Origin of the sequence: Streptomyces sp. R33 (assembly GCF_041200175.1) — a bacterium.
GTDB classification, from domain to species: domain Bacteria; phylum Actinomycetota; class Actinomycetes; order Streptomycetales; family Streptomycetaceae; genus Streptomyces; species Streptomyces katrae_B.
In genome coordinates this window covers 6,445,324-6,461,886 of record NZ_CP165727.1, presented here as the reverse complement: position 1 = coordinate 6,461,886, position 16,563 = coordinate 6,445,324, and the positions used below count along the sequence as shown (strand labels likewise).

General features: G+C 73.8%; 18 protein-coding genes and 1 riboswitch. Of the genes, 8 read left to right on the top strand and 10 right to left on the bottom strand.

Annotation, left to right across the window (positions count from 1 at the left end; genetic code table 11):
* The first annotated feature begins 4 nt into the window (after nt 1–4).
* Nucleotides 5–760, top strand: a complete 756-nt coding sequence (locus AB5J51_RS29740) for an SDR family oxidoreductase (protein ID WP_053790258.1) — start codon at nt 5–7, stop codon at nt 758–760.
* Nucleotides 761–769: 9 nt separating this feature from the next.
* On the opposite strand, the gene amaP is transcribed toward AB5J51_RS29740, so the two are convergent.
* The 5 genes from amaP to AB5J51_RS29715 are packed head-to-tail and all read right to left on the bottom strand — an operon-like array spanning nt 770 to nt 3,036.
* Nucleotides 770–1,345: an alkaline shock response membrane anchor protein AmaP gene (gene amaP / locus AB5J51_RS29735; protein WP_369779062.1), complete on the bottom strand. Its 576-nt coding sequence runs from the start codon at nt 1,343–1,345 to the stop codon at nt 770–772.
* A gap of 4 nt (nt 1,346–1,349) precedes the next feature.
* Complete coding sequence (locus AB5J51_RS29730) at nt 1,350–1,976, bottom strand: DUF6286 domain-containing protein (protein WP_053790246.1); 627 nt, start codon at nt 1,974–1,976, stop codon at nt 1,350–1,352.
* A complete protein-coding gene (locus AB5J51_RS29725) occupies nt 1,973–2,404 on the bottom strand; it encodes an Asp23/Gls24 family envelope stress response protein (protein ID WP_053790245.1) in 432 nt (143 codons plus the stop codon). Before AB5J51_RS29725 ends, AB5J51_RS29730 begins: the two co-directional genes overlap by 4 nt.
* Before the next feature lie 7 nt (nt 2,405–2,411).
* On the bottom strand, nt 2,412–2,594 hold the full coding sequence (locus tag AB5J51_RS29720) for a hypothetical protein (RefSeq protein ID WP_053790244.1): 183 nt from the start codon (nt 2,592–2,594) through the stop codon (nt 2,412–2,414).
* Between the two features lie 10 nt (nt 2,595–2,604).
* Nucleotides 2,605–3,036: an Asp23/Gls24 family envelope stress response protein gene (locus AB5J51_RS29715; RefSeq protein ID WP_078987965.1), complete on the bottom strand. Its 432-nt coding sequence runs from the start codon at nt 3,034–3,036 to the stop codon at nt 2,605–2,607.
* 221 nt (nt 3,037–3,257) lie between these two features.
* Between AB5J51_RS29715 and AB5J51_RS29710 the strand changes: the two genes are divergently transcribed.
* Nucleotides 3,258–4,211, top strand: a complete 954-nt coding sequence (locus tag AB5J51_RS29710) for a zinc-binding dehydrogenase (protein ID WP_053790242.1) — start codon at nt 3,258–3,260, stop codon at nt 4,209–4,211.
* A gap of 74 nt (nt 4,212–4,285) precedes the next feature.
* On the opposite strand, the gene AB5J51_RS29705 is transcribed toward AB5J51_RS29710, so the two are convergent.
* The 3 genes from AB5J51_RS29705 to AB5J51_RS29695 form a co-directional block, all read right to left on the bottom strand.
* Nucleotides 4,286–5,065: an enoyl-CoA hydratase/isomerase family protein gene (locus AB5J51_RS29705; RefSeq protein ID WP_136227105.1), complete on the bottom strand. Its 780-nt coding sequence runs from the start codon at nt 5,063–5,065 to the stop codon at nt 4,286–4,288.
* A 162-nt stretch (nt 5,066–5,227) separates the two neighbouring features.
* Nucleotides 5,228–5,449, bottom strand: a complete 222-nt coding sequence (locus AB5J51_RS29700) for a helix-turn-helix domain-containing protein (protein ID WP_005319113.1) — start codon at nt 5,447–5,449, stop codon at nt 5,228–5,230.
* A gap of 352 nt (nt 5,450–5,801) precedes the next feature.
* A complete protein-coding gene (locus AB5J51_RS29695) occupies nt 5,802–7,400 on the bottom strand; it encodes an ABC-F family ATP-binding cassette domain-containing protein (protein ID WP_030300513.1) in 1,599 nt (532 codons plus the stop codon).
* 276 nt (nt 7,401–7,676) lie between these two features.
* Here AB5J51_RS29695 and AB5J51_RS29690 point away from each other — a divergent pair, with 276 nt between their 5' ends.
* Together AB5J51_RS29690 and AB5J51_RS29685 are read left to right on the top strand one after the other, a co-directional pair.
* Nucleotides 7,677–8,567, top strand: coding sequence for a neutral zinc metallopeptidase (locus tag AB5J51_RS29690; RefSeq protein WP_136225986.1), 891 nt, complete (start codon nt 7,677–7,679; stop codon nt 8,565–8,567).
* Nucleotides 8,568–8,627: 60 nt separating this feature from the next.
* On the top strand, nt 8,628–9,023 hold the full coding sequence (locus AB5J51_RS29685) for a VOC family protein (RefSeq protein WP_369779061.1): 396 nt from the start codon (nt 8,628–8,630) through the stop codon (nt 9,021–9,023).
* 39 nt (nt 9,024–9,062) lie between these two features.
* On the opposite strand, the gene AB5J51_RS29680 is transcribed toward AB5J51_RS29685, so the two are convergent.
* Both AB5J51_RS29680 and AB5J51_RS29675 read right to left on the bottom strand, forming a co-directional pair.
* Nucleotides 9,063–10,592, bottom strand: a complete 1,530-nt coding sequence (locus AB5J51_RS29680; protein WP_078987963.1) for a hypothetical protein — start codon at nt 10,590–10,592, stop codon at nt 9,063–9,065.
* A gap of 117 nt (nt 10,593–10,709) precedes the next feature.
* Entirely contained in the window at nt 10,710–11,840 is a 1,131-nt protein-coding gene (locus AB5J51_RS29675) for a S9 family peptidase (protein ID WP_136225984.1), read from the bottom strand.
* Nucleotides 11,841–12,195: 355 nt separating this feature from the next.
* Between AB5J51_RS29675 and AB5J51_RS29670 the strand changes: the two genes are divergently transcribed.
* The 4 genes from AB5J51_RS29670 to AB5J51_RS29655 all read left to right on the top strand — a co-directional run bounded on the left by AB5J51_RS29670 (nt 12,196) and on the right by AB5J51_RS29655 (nt 16,507).
* Nucleotides 12,196–13,476: an inorganic phosphate transporter gene (locus AB5J51_RS29670; RefSeq protein WP_053790237.1), complete on the top strand. Its 1,281-nt coding sequence runs from the start codon at nt 12,196–12,198 to the stop codon at nt 13,474–13,476.
* 28 nt (nt 13,477–13,504) lie between these two features.
* Entirely contained in the window at nt 13,505–13,726 is a 222-nt protein-coding gene (locus tag AB5J51_RS29665; RefSeq protein ID WP_030300504.1) for a hypothetical protein, read from the top strand.
* A gap of 114 nt (nt 13,727–13,840) precedes the next feature.
* Nucleotides 13,841–13,992, top strand: a riboswitch (cobalamin riboswitch).
* Between the two features lie 38 nt (nt 13,993–14,030).
* Nucleotides 14,031–14,990, top strand: coding sequence for a cobalamin biosynthesis protein (locus tag AB5J51_RS29660; protein ID WP_053790236.1), 960 nt, complete (start codon nt 14,031–14,033; stop codon nt 14,988–14,990).
* An 11-nt stretch (nt 14,991–15,001) separates the two neighbouring features.
* Nucleotides 15,002–16,507 (top strand): cobyric acid synthase, encoded by a 1,506-nt coding sequence (locus AB5J51_RS29655; RefSeq protein WP_053790256.1) that lies wholly within the window; start codon nt 15,002–15,004, stop codon nt 16,505–16,507.
* The last annotated feature ends 56 nt before the right edge of the window (nt 16,508–16,563 follow it).

The window sequence follows — 16,563 nt, the reverse complement described above, 5'->3', positions numbered from 1 at the left end:
GGGCATGGATCTTGGACTGAAGGACCGTGTCTACGTCGTCACCGGAGCCACCCGGGGCCTGGGCTTCGCCTCGGCCCGCGAACTGGCGGCGGACGGCGCGAAGGTGATCGTGACGGGCCGCGACGCCGCGCGCGCCGCCGAGGCGGCGGCCTCGCTGGGCCCGAACGCGGTGGGGGTCGCCGCGGACAACGCGGACCCTCAGGCGGCGGCCGCGCTCGTCGCCACCGCGAAGGAACGCTTCGGCCGCTTGGACGGCATCCTCATCAGCGTCGGCGGTCCCGCCCCCGGTTCGGCGGCGAGCAACACCGACGAGCAGTGGGCCGCGGCGTTCGAAGCGGTCTTCCTGGGCGCCGTACGCCTGGCCCGCGCGGCGGCGGCCGAGCTGGGCGAGGGCGGGGTCATCGGCTTCGTCCTGTCGGGCTCGGTCCACGAGCCGATCCCGGGCCTGACCATCTCCAACGGCCTGCGGCCGGGGCTGGCGGGCTTCGCCAAGTCCCTGTCGGTGGAGCTCGGACCGCGCGGCATCCGCGTGGTCGGGCTGTTGCCGGCCCGGATCGACACCGACCGCGTCCGCGAGCTCGACGCGCTCTCGGGCGACGCCGAGGCGGCCCGTGCGGCCAACGAATCCGGCATTCCGCTGCGGCGCTACGGCACCCCGGAGGAGTTCGGCCGCTCGGCGGCGTTCCTGCTGTCGCCGGCGGCCTCGTACCTGACGGGCATCATGCTCCCGGTCGACGGCGGCTCCCGCCACGGCTTCTGACGCCCCTCACTAGGACACGCGGCGGGCCCGGTGCGAGGTGATCCGGAAGCGGGCTTCCGCGGGGAGTTCCGGGAAGCCCGCCGACCGGCGGGCGTGGTTCAGCACCGGCCCGGCCAGCCCGGCCAGCGCATCGGCCGGGACGGCATGCGGCTCCAGCTCCAGCTCCACCTGGAGCTTGGGCGCGCTGCGCCGGCCGCGTCTGCCCTGCCGCCCGCGCAGTGCGACCCTGCACCGGGCGACCCCGTCCAGCGCCCCCCCCTCGGCGGCCACCGCCTCCTCCAACGCCCGCCCCCGCAGCACGGCGAACGCCCCGTCCCCGGTGTCCACCACCAGCGCGGCCAGCCGCGAGCGCCGCAGCTGGGCCAGCAGCCACCACAGCGCGAGCACCACGCACACCCCGAGCCCGGCGAGCAGCGCCCACCACCACCAGCCCTCGGCATGCCAGTACCGCAGCCGGGTCGCCTCCGTGAGCAGCGGCTCGTGGCGGCCTCCGAGCGGCCGGAACGCCGTCAGCAGCGCCACCCCGGCCGCCAGCAGCACGAGGCCGATGATCCCGAGCAGGATCCGGTTCACCCTCCCGAGCATCCCCTCACCTCTTCCCGACGGGGGCCCGGGTGACCCGTACCCGCGGCTGCGGCGCGTGTGCGAGGCCCAGTTCCTCGATGCCGACCGCGAGCACCGCCTCCAGGTCGGCCCGTACGTCGTCCAGCTCGCGGAAGTGCGACGCGGCCCGGACCGCGACGTGGGACCGGCCCACCGCGACCCGCGCCGACTGCACCCCCGACACCTCCATGGCCCGGTCCCGCAGCACCAGCGCGGCCGCCTTCCGCGCGAGCCCGGCCCGTACTCCGGCGTCCGGGTCCGCCGTCCGCATCGGCAGGATCCCGCGGAGCCCGGGGGTCAGTGCGAGGAACAGGAGCACCGCCCCGGCCACGGCGAGGGCCCCGGCGCACACGAGCACCCACGGGTCCGCGGGGGTCTGCCGCTCCAGCTGGTGGGCGAGTTCGCGGCGCCACTCCATCCCGGGACGGCCGGCCCGTACCGCTGCGAGGTCGTAGAGGAACAGGCCCGCCACCCCGAGCACGGCCAGTGCGGTCAGCGCGGCCGGGACCCGCCGTGCCGACCGGAACCGGCGGGCGCGGACCGGGGGCCGTCCGCGGTCGGGGGCCGGATCGGGCTCCGGGGCCGGGGCACGGCCGGGGGCGGGCGCCGTCACCGCAGCTTCCGGTCCCGTACGGCGGAGCCGGGGGTGTGCGCGGAGTGCAGGTGCTCGATGTCGATGTCCACCTCGGGTACGGACATGCCGGCGCACTCCTCGATGCGGGAGACGACCCGGCGGCGTACGGCCGCGCACCGGGCGGCCAGGTCGGAGGGGTAGTCGAGCTCGAGGCTCACCCGTACCCGGGCGATGTCGTGGTGCACGGTGACGGTGGCGTGCGGGGCGGCCGGGCCGGCGCCGGCTGGGCCCGCGGACCCGACGGGCCCGACGAGTCCGACGGCTTGCGCGGCACCCCCGGCCGGTTGGGCGGCGAGCGCCTCCCGGGCGGCCTGGGCCGCGATCTTGGCGACGACCCGGTCGGCGATCCGGGTGGCCCCCCGGTCGGCCGGCGGCACCCGCGGCGGGGTCGTCCGTGGCGTGCTCATCGGGGCCTCACCTGTCGCGGTCACGGGGGCGGAAGAAGTCGCCGGGTTCCAGGTCCCCCTCCAGGAACCGGCCCACGACGAAGCCGATGGCACCGAGCGCCGCCACCAGCAGGAAGGCCCCGAAACCGCCGAAGTATCCGGCGAAGGCCAGCGCCATGCCGGCGAAGAGGCCGACGACCGCCATCCTCATGCGGGCTCCCTCACTGGAGTCGGGACTCCGGCTCTTCGTCGGGCTCGTCGGGGAGCTTGACGTCGCTGACCGCGATGTTGACCTCGACGACTTCCAGGCTCGTCATCCGCTCGACCGCCGAGATGACGTTCTCACGGACGGCCCGTGCCACGTCGCGGATCGACACGCCGTAGTCGACGACGATCTCCAGGTCCAGGGCCGTCTGCACCTCGCCGACCTCGGCCTTGACCCCACGGGTGACGGACGCCTTCGCCCCGCCGGGGACGCGGTCGCGGACGGCGCCGAAGGTACGGGAGAGGCCGCTGCCGCTGCCCATGGCATGGACTCCGACCACCTCGCGGGCGGCGAGTCCGGCGATCTTCTCGACCACCCCGTCGGAGATGGTGGTGCGGCCGCGGTCGGCCGGGTTGCGGGAGGCGCCCCCGGATGTGGATTCGGTCATCGCGTGTCCCTTCGCGCGGATGGACTCACTCCTCACCACGGTAAGCGGGCGGCCGCGCTGGCGCGCCGGGACTACGCCGGTCGGCCGGGACCGGATGCCTGCCGCCGCTTGACCTCAACCGCGGTCGAGGTCCGAGAGTGGTGCGAGTGATCAAGGCCGAAAGGCCGTGGCGCGTTCCGAATGCCGAATGTCGAATGTGAACGTCGAACGAGGGGGATGTCATGCGGGCGATACGGGTGGACGGGTACGGCGGTCCCGAGGTCCTGCTACCGGTCGAGCTGGCGGATCCGGTCCCGGGGCCGGGCGAGGTGGTGGTCCGGGCCGAGGCCGTGGACACGATCTACGTGGAGACCCAGATCCGCGGGGGCTGGGGCGCGTCCTTCGGCATCCACCCGCCGTACGTGCCGGGCGGCGCGGCCGCGGGGACGGTCGTCGCGGTGGGCGAGGGGGTGGACCCGGCCTGGCGGGGCCGCCGGGTGGTGGCCGCACCGGGTACGAAGGGCACGTACGCGGAACTGGTCCGGGTCCCGGCGGAGCTGCTGGTCCCGGTCCCGGACGGGCTGGAATCGGCGGAGGCGGCGGCGCTGGCGCACGACGGGGTGACCGGTTCGGGCATCGTCGAGGGCGTCGGGATCGAGCCGGGCGACCGGGTGCTGATCCTGGGCGCGGCCGGCGGGATGGGGACGCTGCTGGTGCAGATGGCGGTGGCGGCGGGGGCGTACGTCGTGGGGGCGGCGCGCGGTGGGCAGAAGCTGGCGCTGGTCCGGGAGCTGGGCGCGGACCGGGCGGTGGACTACACGGAACCAGGCTGGACCGAGGCGGTCGGCGGTCCGGTGGACGTCCTCCTCGACGGGGTCGGCGGTGAGCTGGGCCTGGCGGGCTTCGGGCTGGTCCGGGACGGCGGACGGGTCTCGGCGCACGGCGCCCCCAGCGGCGGCTTCACGGAGCTGGACCCCGCGGAGGTGGAGCGGCGCGGGATCGCTCTGCGGGGGATCGCGGAGGTCCAGTTCCCGCCGGAGGAGATCACCCGCCTGGCGGGCCGGGCGCTGGCCGAGGCGGCTGCGGGGCGGCTCCGCCCGGTGATCGCGCGAAGGTTCCCGCTGGCGGAGGCCGCGGACGCACACCGCGCCATCGAAGCCCGCGCCGTTGCGGGCAAGGCCCTTCTGATCCCCTGACGCATCGGCCCCGCCGGCGTTCGAGGCGCGCGGGTCCGCGGGCAGAGCCCCCGGACCCGCGCTGCACCCGTAAGTCAGTCCGCGAGGCCGGCCAGGTCGCGGAGGCGGCGGGCCTGGGCGGCGCGTTCCGCCGAGCGCTGGTCGTCGTACGGGCGGGACACCGCCTCGCGGAGCAGCGCCTTCGTCTCGATCACGGCATCCCGCGGCGGGGCGAGCAGCGCCGTCGTGAGGTCCTGCACCGCCGCGTCGAGCTCGTCGGCGGGGACGACCAGGTTGGCCAGTCCGACCCGCTCCGCCTCCTCGGCGTGCACGAAGCGGCCCGTCGCGCAGATCTCGAGCGCGCGGGCGTAGCCCACCAGGGAGGTCAGCGGCTGCGTGCCCGCCAGGTCCGGCACGAGACCCAGGCTGGTCTCGCGCATGGCGAACTGCACGTCGTCCGCGACCACCCGCAGGTCACACGCCAGCGCGAGCTGGAAGCCGGCGCCGATCGCATGCCCCTGCACGGCGGCGATGGAGACGATGTCATTGCGCCGCCACCAGGTGAAAGCCTCCTGGTACTCGGCAATGGTCGAGTCGAGCAGTTCGTCCGAACCGCGCGCCAGATCGAGGAAGGACGGCTCACCCTCGAAACCCTCGGGGGTGAACGCCTGCCGGTCGAGTCCGGCGGAGAAGGACTGGCCCTCACCGCGCAGCACCACGACCCGGACGGTGCCCGGCAACGACCTTCCGGCCTCCGTCAACGCCCGCCAGAGCGCGGGGGACTGAGCGTTTCGCTTGGCCGGATTGGTCAGTGTCACCGTGGCGACCGAGTCGTCCACGGTGAGCCGTACGCCGTCCTTGTCGAGCAGAGCCATCTGGTGCCTCCGGTGTGCAGTCGGCCGCAATCCCGGCCTAAGTGACTGCACAGTAACCACCCGGTCGGCCACACGGCCGACCGGGGGTCACCGAAAGAACCGCGGTGTGGGCAGGCAAGCGTCTTCCACCCCGGCCCCGGGCCTGACGGCCAGGGTTCCGGGTCAGGCCGAAGCCGCCTTCTTGCCGCGCGTCGCGCCACCGCGACCACGCAGCACGACTCCGGACTCGCTGAGCATCCGGTGGACGAATCCGTAGGACCGGCCGGTTTCCTCGGCCAGCGCCCGGATACTCGCACCGGAGTCGTACTTCTTCTTCAGGTCTGCCGCGAGCTTGTCGCGCGCGGCGCCGGTTACCCGGCTGCCCTTCTTCAGAGTCTCGGCCACCCGTGCCTCCTCATGGGAAGTGCGCTCTGGACTTCTCATGATCACCCCTCCCCGGCTTCCTGGCCACCCATTCAGCAAGGTCGGTACGACGGCATTTCTCGACCAGTGGACACGTCAGCAGAACGGAATCTTCTCTTCCGCTGCATGACGTCCGTCACACTTCTCGACCCTCGCCGGGAATCGCCAGGTCAGGGGCCGGACGACGAAAAACGACGGCCCCGGCCGCATGCCCGTGCGGGCACGGCCGGGGCCGTCGTACAGAGCGCAGAGGTACGAGACCGTCTCACTCAGATGATGGATCACGCCTGAGCCGAATGATCCATAAGGAACTGGATCACCGGGTCCGGGAGGATCAGGCGAGGGCGACGAGGTCCCGGTAGTCCGGGCCCCACAGGTCCTCGACTCCGTCCGGGAGCAGGATGATCCGCTCCGGCTCCAGCGCCTCGACCGCGCCCTCGTCGTGCGTGACGAGGATGACCGCGCCCTTGTACGTGCGCAGCGCGCCCAGGATCTCCTCACGGCTGGCCGGGTCGAGGTTGTTGGTGGGCTCGTCGAGCAGCAGCACGTTCGCCGAGGAGACGACCAGCGTGGCCAGGGCCAGACGGGTCTTCTCGCCGCCGGAGAGGACACCGGCCGGCTTGTCCACGTCGTCGCCGGAGAAGAGGAACGAGCCGAGGGTCTTGCGTACGGCGACCAGGTCCAGGTCGGGCGCGGCGGAGCGCATGTTCTCCAGGACCGTGCGGTCGGGGTCGAGCGTCTCGTGCTCCTGGGCGTAGTAGCCGAGCTTGAGGCCGTGGCCCGGGGTGACCTCGCCGGTGTCCGGCTTCTCGGTGCCCGCGAGCAGCCGCAGCAGGGTGGTCTTGCCGGCGCCGTTGAGGCCGAGGATGACGACGCGTGAGCCCTTGTCGATGGCCAGGTCGACGTCGGTGAAGATCTCCAGGGAGCCGTACGACTTCGACAGGCCCTCGGCGGTCAGCGGGGTCTTCCCGCAGGGCGCCGGGTCCGGGAAGCGCAGCTTGGCGACCTTGTCGGAGACGCGGACGGCCTCCAGGCCCGCGAGCAGCCGGTCGGCGCGCTTGGCCATGTTCTGCGCGGCGACGGTCTTGGTCGCCTTCGCGCGCATCTTGTCGGCCTGCGAGTTCAGGGCCGCGGCCTTCTTCTCGGCGTTCTGGCGCTCGCGCTTGCGGCGCTTCTCGTCGGCCTCGCGCTGCTGCTGGTAGAGCTTCCAGCCCATGTTGTAGACGTCGATCTGGGAGCGGTTGGCGTCCAGGTAGAAGACCTTGTTGACGACGGTCTCGACCAGGTCGACGTCGTGGGAGATCACGACGAAGCCGCCGCGGTAGTTCTTCAGGTAGTCGCGCAGCCAGACGATGGAGTCGGCGTCGAGGTGGTTCGTCGGCTCGTCGAGGAGCAGGGTGTCGGCGTCCGAGAAGAGGATCCGGGCGAGCTCGACGCGGCGGCGCTGGCCGCCGGAGAGGGTGTGCAGCGGCTGGCCGAGGACCCGGTCGGGGAGGCTGAGGGCGGCCGAGATGGTCGCGGCCTCGGACTCGGCGGCGTACCCGCCCTTGGTGAGGAACTCGGTCTCCTGGCGCTCGTACTGCCTGAGCGCCTTCTCGCGGGTGGCGCCGGCGCCGGTGGCGATGCGCTCCTCGTTCATCCGCATCTTCTTGATCAGGACGTCGAGGCCGCGGGCGGACAGGATCCGGTCGCGGGCCAGGACGTCCAGGTCGCCGGTGCGCGGGTCCTGCGGGAGGTAGCCGACCTCACCCGAGCGGGTGATGGAGCCGGCCGCGGGCTGGCCCTCGCCGGCGAGGCACTTGGTGAGGGTGGTCTTGCCCGCTCCGTTGCGGCCGACCAGGCCGATGCGGTCGCCCTTGGCGATGCGGAACGAGGCGGACTCGATGAGGACGCGGGCGCCGGCGCGCAGCTCGACGCCGGTGGCGGTGATCACGGAAATACTCCAGGGCGGGTGGACGGCGGAAGGGGGGCAGGACGCGATGCTTCGACGCCGCTAATCCGCGAGGAGATTTGCCATGGGATTCATTCTACCGGGGGTGTGCAACTGGTTATGGGGGCGTCCGGCCCTTGACGCACGCCCCGTCCGCCCCCGCGCCCGTCCCCCGTTCGGCCCACGGATCGCCTCGGCAGGCCGGGGCACGTATCAGGATGGACCGGGTGATACGCGCCGCTGGGCGGCCAGGCCACGTGGAATCGAGGGCGGTGCGGGATGCAGTTCGACGACGACGCCGATCTGGACACTTCCGAGGTCGAGGACGAACGGGGCAGCCGCATCCCGGGCGGGCGCGCGACGATCGGCGGCGGTATCGCGGGCCTCATCGCACTGGTCCTCGGGCTGCTCTTCGGCGTGGGCCCGGACGAGCTGGGGCTCTCCTCGGGCAACCCGGAGCCGCTGGCGACCTCGTCGTCCGTCAGTCAGGTGGAGCAGTCGTGCAGGAAGGGGCGGGACGCGAACGTGCGGGAGGACTGCCGGCTGGTCGCGGTCGTCAACAGCACCCAGGACTTCTGGCGGGAGGAGTTCACCCGCCGCGGCGGCCGGTACGCCCCGGCGCCGACGCGCTTCTTCACCGGCCGCGTGAACACCGCCTGCGGGGCCGCCACCTCGGCGGTCGGCCCCTTCTACTGCCCCGCCGACCGGCGGGTCTACCTGGACCTCGGCTTCTTCGACGACCTGAGGACGAAGTTCGGCGCCGGCGGCGGCCCCTTCGGCCAGGCCTATGTCGTCGCCCATGAGTACGGGCACCACATCCAGAACCTGACCGGCACCCTGCAGAAGGCCCAGGGCGGACAGCCGGGCGCGAACAGCGACGCGGTCAAGGTCGAGCTGCAGGCCGACTGCTACGCGGGGGTGTGGGCGCACCACGCGACCAGGACCCCGGACGAGTCCACGGGCCGGCCGCTGCTCAAAACCCTCACCGACCAGGACATCAGGGACGGCCTCGACGCGGCGGCCGCGGTCGGCGACGACCGGATCCAGGAGAAGTTCCAGGGCCGGGTGACCCCGGAGTCCTGGACGCACGGTTCGGCCCGGCAGCGCCAGCAGTGGTTCTACCAGGGCTACCGCACGGGCGACATGGCCCGGTGCGACACCTTCCGCTGACTGTCGGCGCCGCCTGCCATGCTGTGACGCAGGTCACCGTCACGAGAGGGAGTGGTCGTCATGGCAGGCGTTCCGTCCATCTGTCCCACGCTGCGATATCGCGACGCGAAGGCGGCCATCAAGCTGCTGACCGAGGCCTTCGGCTTCAGCCAGGTCGCGGTGTACGAGGGAGAGGACGGAGCCGTGATGCATGCGGAGCTGGCGTACGGCAACGGCCTGGTGATGCTGGGCAGCAAGGGCACCGGCAGCGTCTTCGACAAGGCCATGGAGGGCGGTGGGCCCGCGGGGGTCTACGTGGTGGTCGACGATGTGGACGCCCACCACCGGCGGGCCGCGGAGCACGGCGTGGAGGTCCTGATGGAGCCCACCGACCAGGACTACGGGTCCCGCGACTACACGGCCAGGGACGCCGAGGGCAACATCTGGAGCTTCGGGACGTACGCGCCGCAGGTCTGAGACCCGCGGCGCGTTCCCGCGTACGGACCCGTACGGGCGCTACGCGCCGCCGGTGTGGACCTGGAACGCGGCCCGGCGGACCGCCTTGGCCAGGGCCGGGTCCGGGTGGGCGGCGGCCAGCGCGACCAGGACCTGGACGGTGCGCGGATGGCCGACCGCGCGGACCTCGTCCAGCAGCCGCGGAACGGTGGTGCGGACGGCCGAGTCGAGGTGGCGGGCCAGCAGGTCGGCCTCGCCGTGGTCGGCGATGGCGGCCGCGGTGTCCACCCAGAGCCAGGTCGACTCCTCGGCGGTGAGCACGTCCTGGGCCTCGTCGGGATCCACCCCGTCGTGCTCGGCGAGCCAGAGCAGGGCGTACGGCCGCAGGGCTGCGTCGCGGACGGCGGCGCGCACCTCGGGTTCGGCCGGGGCGCCGACCACGCGCAGGGCCTCGAAGGCCAGGCCGCGCAGCAGGGCGTCCTCCCCGCGGGCGGCGTGCAGCAGCTCGCTGACGGCATGGCCGACGGGCCGGGCGGCGAGCCAGGCCTGGTACTCGGCGCGGGCCGGTCCCGGGGTGAGCCGGGCGCAGCCGTGCAGCATCGCGGCGGCGGACTGCTCGATGTTCCCGGCGGGGCTCTGCGCGGCGACGCAGATCTGTTCGAGCTTGACCCAGACGGCCCAGCTGCCGAGCGGGGTGAGGGCGGCCTGGGCGGGGCCGAGGGTGACGGCGTCGACGGCGGCGAGTCCGCCGAGCGCCCAGCGCAGCAGCCGGGCGAGCGGGACGGGCACCGCATGGGCCGTGGCCTCCGCGACCGCGACGGCCGCGTCGGAGCCGGCCGGCCCGGGGCGGGTCGTGCCGGCGCCGGTCGGGTCGGCGCCGACTGCCGTGGCTCCGGCGGTGGCTGCCGCCCCGTCAGAGGGCGAAGTCTCGCGCGCCGGGGCGTCATAGGGGACCTCGCACCGCTCGTCGCGCAGTTCGGTGACGCGCTGGCCGAGCAGGTCCAGCAGGTCCGGCACGGTCACGGGACCGGCGGACAGCTGGAGCAGGGAGAGCAGTTGGGGCATCGCCTCGACCACCTCGGCGACGACCGCGGGCGCGATGTCGGCCGGGGCCGGGTGGACCAGTGACCAGGCGTCGAACAGCGCGACCCAGCCGCGCAGCACTGCGGCGTCGTCGCGGTCCCAGGCGCGCAGCCGCCAGCCGGGCCGGGCGTGGCCGCCGTGCACCTCCACGAGGCCGGCGAGCCGGGCGCGGTCCCAGCCGACCCGGATCTGCCCGTGCGTCAGGTTCAGTTCGGCGGCGGCCCGTTCCACGTCGGAGGCGGGCAGTGCTCCCGCCGGGGCGGGTCGGCCTCCGTCGCCGGCGCCGAGGTTGAGCTCGGCCCAGCGGGCGAGCCGTACCGCGTCGGCGAGCGAGGCCCGGGCCCGGTTCGCGAGTTCGGCCGTGGCGGGGGTGCCCGCCGGGGGCCGGGAGGCGGTACGGGCGCGTCGGTCGGTCACCGCCTTGCGGGCCGCGGCGACGGAACGCGGGGAGACGAGTCGGAGTCTGGAGTCGCGAGCCAACTGCTCATCAGGCTTTCGGGACGTCACGGAAGCAGTCTCGCCCGTCACCGGCCGAAAGCCCAAACGGAACCAGCCATTATCGCCGGTTGCCGGAGGGACATACGGGGAGAATGCCCCCTCCCTGTCCCGTCCGGCACACGGCCTTCACATAAGAGGGGTGAGAAAGCGCCTCAGCGCCTCCTCGTATCCGGCCGGGTCCGCGTTCCACATCGCCCCGTGCGGAGCTTCGCGGACGGTCGTCAGGGTGACGAGGTCGGGACGTGCGGCGGCGAGTCGGCGGGAGGGCTCCCAGGGGGCGAGCGTGTCGTCCGGGCCGTGGAAGATCAGGACGGGGATGCGCAGCGCCGCGGGGTCCGCCCCGGCTCCCCGGCGGTCGGCGCGCAGTCCGGCGCTCCCCTCGGCGGCCCGCACCGCGAACGGCACCAGCGGGGCCGGGGTGCGGCGGGCGGCGACGAGCGCGCGCAGGGTGGTGTGCCAGTCGAGCACGGGCGAGTCCAGCACGAGGCCGGAGATCCGGTCGGCGAGGGCCGAACGCTCGGCGGCGTACAGGGCCATGGCGGCGCCGGTGGACCAGCCGTGCAGGACGACCCTCCGGGCGCCGTAGCGCAAGGCGTAGCGGATGGCGGCGTCCACGTCGCGCCATTCCGACTCGCCGAGGTGGCCGAGACCGTCCGGTGAGGCGGGGGCGCCGAGGTCGCCGCGGTACGCGAGGTCGAGGACGGGCAGCCGCTGGCGGTGCAGGAACGGCATGACCACCATCGGGTGCTCGCGGCCGGCGCCGAGCCCGTGCACGGTGATCACCCAGGTGTCGCGGGCGGCGGGCACGAACCACGCGGGCAGCCCGCCGAGCTCCCCGGGGATGTCCACGTCGGCGTGCTCGAGCCCGAGGGCGGTACGGGGGTTGCCCGCGTGGACCTGGGGGGTGAGGGTGACCCGGGTCCCGGGCTCCAGGCTGCCGTGGGTGACGTCGAGGAGCCGGCGCACGACGGTGTCCGGGCCGGGCGCGGCACCTTCGAGGACGGGCCCGACCACGGCGTGCACCCCGGGGGCCGTGAGCCCGTACGTACCGGGGCGCAGGGAGGCCAGCGAGCGGGTCAGCGTGATCCGCCCCGAGCCGGCGGAGTGGACGCTGAGCCGCGGCCCGCCGGGCAGGGGGCGGCCGGGGTCGTGCCGCAGGGCGGCGTCGGCGGCGTACCGGCCGGCCGCGACCGCGGCGACGCCGGCCCCGACGAGAGTGGTCGTGACGGCCGCGGCCGTCACTGTGGCGGAAGGCACGGCTCCAGTGTCGAGGCGGGAGGGCGAGCGGGCCACTGGAGCGGAATGCTCCGCTTGCCGCCGGGCGGGGAGGGGAAGAGTGGCCCGGGCGGTCCGGCGGGCCTGGCGGCGGGGAGTGATCTGCATCTCCCCCCGACCCCCCGCGGGGCGGGCGAAGAGGGCTCGGACCACTGGTGAAACCCCCCGGTCACCCGGCGTTGACGTGCACGAATCGCCGTATCCACGCCAAAATGGGGATGAAGGTCCCGATGGCACGACGGGCCGGTACACCGCTCCGCCGGAGTCAGTTCACCTTCCGTTCATCCAGGTTGCCTACGGTCGCCGAGCCACTGACGTCAAACAGAAGCCTGGGTAAATGGAGCACATAACGCTTCTCCTCGGGATCGTGATCATCACCGCTCTCGTGTTCGACTTCACGAACGGTTTCCACGACACAGCCAACGCGATGGCGACCACCATCTCGACCGGCGCCCTCAAGCCCAAGACGGCGGTGGCCATGTCCGCCGTGCTCAACCTCGTCGGCGCGTTCATGTCCGTGGAGGTCGCCAAGACGATCTCCAAGGGCCTGGTCAACGAAGAGGGCATCCAGCCAGAAGTGATCTTCGCGGCCCTGGTCGGCGCGATCCTCTGGAACCTCGTCACCTGGCTGGTCGGACTCCCCTCCAGCTCCTCCCACGCCCTGATGGGCGGCCTGGTCGGTGCGGCCGTCGCCTCCGCCGGCCTCGGCGCCGTCAACGGCGGCACGCTCGTCACCAAGGTGCTGCTCCCCGCGGTCGCCGCGCCGATCGTGGCCGGTGTGGCCGCGATGCTCGCCGCCAAGGTCACCTACAAGCTGGGCGGGAACGTCGGCAAGAAGACCTCCGCCAAGGGCTACAAGGCCGGTCAGATCGCCTCGGCGGGACTCGTCTCCCTCGCGCACGGCACCAACGACGCGCAGAAGACGATGGGCATCATCACCCTGGCCCTGGTCGCCGGCGGCGCGCTCGCGCCCGGCTCCAACCCGCCGGTCTGGGTCATCGTCTCCGCCGGCATGGCGATCGCGATGGGCACCTACCTGGGCGGCTGGCGCATCATCCGCACCCTGGGCAGCGGCCTGACCGACCTGCAGCCGCAGCAGGGCTTCGCCGCCCAGACCTCGGCCGCCAGCGTCATCCTGGCCTCCTCCAGCCTCGGCTTCTCCCTCTCCACCACCCACGCGTGCTCCGGCGCCGTCATGGGTGCGGGCCTGGGCCGCAAGGGCGGTGTGGTCCGCTGGTCCACCGCCACCCGCATGTTCATCGCCTGGGGCCTGACCCTGCCGGCCGCGGCCGTCGTCGCCTCCGGTGCCGAGCTGGTCATGCGCACGGGTGACGTCGGCGTCGCCGCCGTCGCGCTCTTCCTGGTCGCCTCGTGCGTCGCCATCTGGCTCATCTCCCGCCGCCAGGTCGTCGACCACAGCAACGTCAACGACGTGCAGCCGGCCGCGGCCGAGGAGCCGGGTGTCGTCACCACGGCCATGGCCGCCGTCACCGTCCCGCCGACCGTGGCCGCCGAGGCCGCCGCCGGTACGACCGCCGCGGTCACGGACGACGCCCTGAAGGCCACCATCCCGGCGGCCGCCCCGGCCACGCCGGCGGCTCCCGCCGCCGCGGTCTGACCCCGAGAACGACAGAGGAATCCGCAGTATGAAGATCGACTGGGCAGCACTCGGCTCCGTCTTCGGGGTCAGCCTCTCCGCCACCGTCGCGCTCGTGGCCCTGTTCACCCTGGGCCTGGTGGGCCTGTCCAAGCACGAGACCGCCACCGAGCAGGGCGGCACCGCCACCCTGGCCCGCAGCGGCGCGTACGCCTGCTTCGCGCTCGTCGCGTCGGCCGTGGCGTACGGGATCTACCTGATCGTCAGCTGACCGATTCGGGCACGGCGCACGAAAGCTCCCTACGGGTTTCCCGGAGGGAGCTTTCGCGTGCCTGCGGCCCATGGTGGCGAGCTGCCCCGCCGCAGGTCAACGGCGAGTTGACGGGCCTTCGCGGTGCGTGGTGGACTGCCCGAGCCAATACGGCGGCATGGAGAGGAAGTCCGGTGCGAATCCGGCGCGGTCCCGCCACTGTCACCGGGGAGCACGCGGCACGTGCGCCCCGGGAGCCAGGAACTCCCACCGCCGGACACGTCGAACCAGGGCGCGGACCCTGAGTGAGGACATACCTGCCACCATGCGTGCCGATCGCGTCTTCGCGTACGGCGCCACGGCGGGCCTGATCGGCGACCGGATCCTCGGTGATCCGCGCCGAGGGCACCCCGTGGCCGCCTTCGGACGAGCAGCCGCCGCCGTCGAAGGCGCCCTGTGGCGCGACGACCGCGCCCGGGGCCTCCTCCACACCCTCCTGTGCGCCGGGGGCGCGGCCGCCGTCGGCGCGCTGGGCGCCCGCGCCGTGCGCTCCCGGCCCGCGGCCGCCCGTATCGCCCTGACCGCAGCGGCCACCTGGGCCGTCGTCGGCGGCACCTCGCTGGGCCGCGAGGCCCGCGCCATCGGCGGCGCGCTCGCCGCCGGGGACGCCGAGGTGGCCCGGGAGCGGCTGCCGCACCTGTGCGGGCGCGACCCGCAGGCCCTGGACGAGCAGCAGATGGCCCGCGCCGTCGTGGAGTCCGTCGCCGAGAACACCTCCGACGCGGTGGTCGGGGCCCTCGTGTGGGGCGCCGCCGCCGGTGTCCCCGGGCTGCTGGCCTTCCGCGCCGTGAACACCCTGGACGCGATGGTGGGCCACAAGTCCCCGCGCTACCTTCGCTACGGCTGGGCCTCGGCCCGGCTCGACGACCTCGCGGGCTGGCCGGGCGCCCGGCTGACCGCCCTGGCCGCCGTGATCGCCGGACCCGACCGGCGGGGAGCCGTACGGGCCTGGCGGGCGGACGCGGCCGAGCACCCGAGCCCGAACGCCGGGCCCGTGGAGGCCTCGTTCGCCGGGGCGCTCGGCGTACGGCTGGGGGGCACCCTGGCGTACGGAGGGCGGGTCGAGCACCGGGCCGTACTGAACGGCGAGGCGGGGCGGCCGGTGCAGGTCGCGGACATCGAACGGGCGGTGCGGCTGTCACGGCAGGTGACGTGGCTGGCGCTGGGAGCGTGTGTGGCACTGCGCTGTGCGGTGTCACGTGTGGCGGGGAGGGGACGCGCGTGAGCGGCGGCAAGCTGGGCGGGGGACTCCTCGTCGCCGGTACGACATCGGACGCGGGCAAGAGCGTGGTCACGGCGGGCATCTGCCGCTGGCTGGCCCGGCAGGGCGTGAAGGTGGCGCCGTTCAAGGCGCAGAACATGTCGCTGAACTCGTTCGTCACGCGCGAGGGCGCCGAGATCGGGCGGGCGCAGGCGATGCAGGCGCAGGCGGCGTGCGTGGAGCCGACGGCGCTGATGAACCCGGTGCTGCTCAAGCCCGGCAGCGACCAGAGCAGCCAGGTGGTGCTGCTGGGCAAGCCGGTGGGCGAGATGAGTGCGCGCGGCTACCACGGGGGGCGCCAGGAACGGCTTCTGGGTGTGGTCACGGACTGCCTGGAGCAGCTGCGGGGCACGTATGACGCCGTGATCTGCGAGGGGGCGGGCAGTCCGGCCGAGATCAACCTGCGCCGGACCGACATCGTGAACATGGGCATCGCGCGGGCCGCGCGGTTCCCGGTGGTCGTGGTCGGGGACATCGACCGGGGCGGGGTCTTCGCCTCGTTCTTCGGGACGACGGCGCTGCTGTCGCCGCAGGACCAGGAGCTGATCGCGGGCTACATGGTGAACAAGTTCCGCGGCGACGTGTCGCTGCTGGAACCGGGCATGGAGATGCTGCGTTCCCTCACCGGCCGGGCGACGTACGGCGTGCTGCCGTTCCGGCACGGGCTGGGCATCGACGAGGAGGACGGGCTCCGGGTCTCGCTGCGGGGCGCGGTGCGCGAGTCGGTCGTGGCGCCGCCGGTCGGCGAGGACGTCCTGCGGGTCGCGGTGTGCGCGGTGCCGCTGATGTCGAACTTCACCGACGTCGACGCGCTCGCGGCGGAGCCGGGGGTCGTGGTGCGGTTCGTGGACCGGGCCGAGGAGCTGGCCGACGCGGACCTGGTGGTGGTCCCGGGCACCCGGGGCACGGTGAAGGCGCTGGAGTGGCTGCGCGAGCGCGGCCTCGCGGACGCGCTGGCGCGGCGGGCCGCGGAGGGCCGCCCGGTGCTGGGCATCTGCGGCGGCTTCCAGGTGCTCGGCGAGCACATCGAGGACGAGGTCGAGTCCAGGGCGGGCTCGGTGGACGGGCTCGGCCTGCTGCCGGTGCGGATCCGCTTCGAGCGGGAGAAGACCCTGGAGCGGCCTTCCGGGACCGCGCTCGGCGAGGAGGTCGCCGGGTACGAGATCCACCACGGGGTGGCCGAGGTCCTGGGCGGGGAGCCGTTCCTGGACGGCTGCCGGGTCGGGTCGGTGTGGGGGACCCACTGGCACGGCTCGCTGGAGTCGGACGGCTTCCGCCGGGCGTTCCTCCGCGAGGTGGCCGCGGCGTCGGGCCGCCGCTTCGTCCCGTCCCCGGACACCTCGTTCTCCTCCCTCCGGGAGGAACAACTGGACCTGCTGGGCGATCTGATCGCCGAGCACGCGGACACCGATGCCCTGCTCCGCCTGATCGAGACGGGTGCCCCCGCAGGCCTCCCGTTCCTCCCCCCGGGGGCCCCGTGAAGGCGCCGGCCCCGCGGGCGGCCTTCCCCGCCGCGGCGGGGCGGCGAGAGCTCCGC

What these genes read in the sequence shown, in the direction of transcription:
- AB5J51_RS29670 (WP_053790237.1), top strand. Translation starts at nt 12,196, where the DNA reads ATGGAGCACATAACGCTTCTCCTCGGGATCGTGATCATCACCGCTCTC.
- AB5J51_RS29660 (WP_053790236.1), top strand. Translation starts at nt 14,031, where the DNA reads ATGCGTGCCGATCGCGTCTTCGCGTACGGCGCCACGGCGGGCCTGATC.
- AB5J51_RS29740 (WP_053790258.1), top strand. Translation starts at nt 5, where the DNA reads ATGGATCTTGGACTGAAGGACCGTGTCTACGTCGTCACCGGAGCCACC.
- AB5J51_RS29715 (WP_078987965.1), bottom strand. Translation starts at nt 3,036, where the DNA reads ATGACCGAATCCACATCCGGGGGCGCCTCCCGCAACCCGGCCGACCGC.
- AB5J51_RS29710 (WP_053790242.1), top strand. Translation starts at nt 3,258, where the DNA reads ATGCGGGCGATACGGGTGGACGGGTACGGCGGTCCCGAGGTCCTGCTA.
- AB5J51_RS29685 (WP_369779061.1), top strand. Translation starts at nt 8,628, where the DNA reads ATGGCAGGCGTTCCGTCCATCTGTCCCACGCTGCGATATCGCGACGCG.
- AB5J51_RS29690 (WP_136225986.1), top strand. Translation starts at nt 7,677, where the DNA reads ATGCAGTTCGACGACGACGCCGATCTGGACACTTCCGAGGTCGAGGAC.
- amaP (WP_369779062.1), bottom strand. Translation starts at nt 1,345, where the DNA reads ATGCTCGGGAGGGTGAACCGGATCCTGCTCGGGATCATCGGCCTCGTG.
- AB5J51_RS29665 (WP_030300504.1), top strand. Translation starts at nt 13,505, where the DNA reads ATGAAGATCGACTGGGCAGCACTCGGCTCCGTCTTCGGGGTCAGCCTC.
- AB5J51_RS29720 (WP_053790244.1), bottom strand. Translation starts at nt 2,594, where the DNA reads ATGAGGATGGCGGTCGTCGGCCTCTTCGCCGGCATGGCGCTGGCCTTC.
- AB5J51_RS29725 (WP_053790245.1), bottom strand. Translation starts at nt 2,404, where the DNA reads ATGAGCACGCCACGGACGACCCCGCCGCGGGTGCCGCCGGCCGACCGG.
- AB5J51_RS29705 (WP_136227105.1), bottom strand. Translation starts at nt 5,065, where the DNA reads ATGGCTCTGCTCGACAAGGACGGCGTACGGCTCACCGTGGACGACTCG.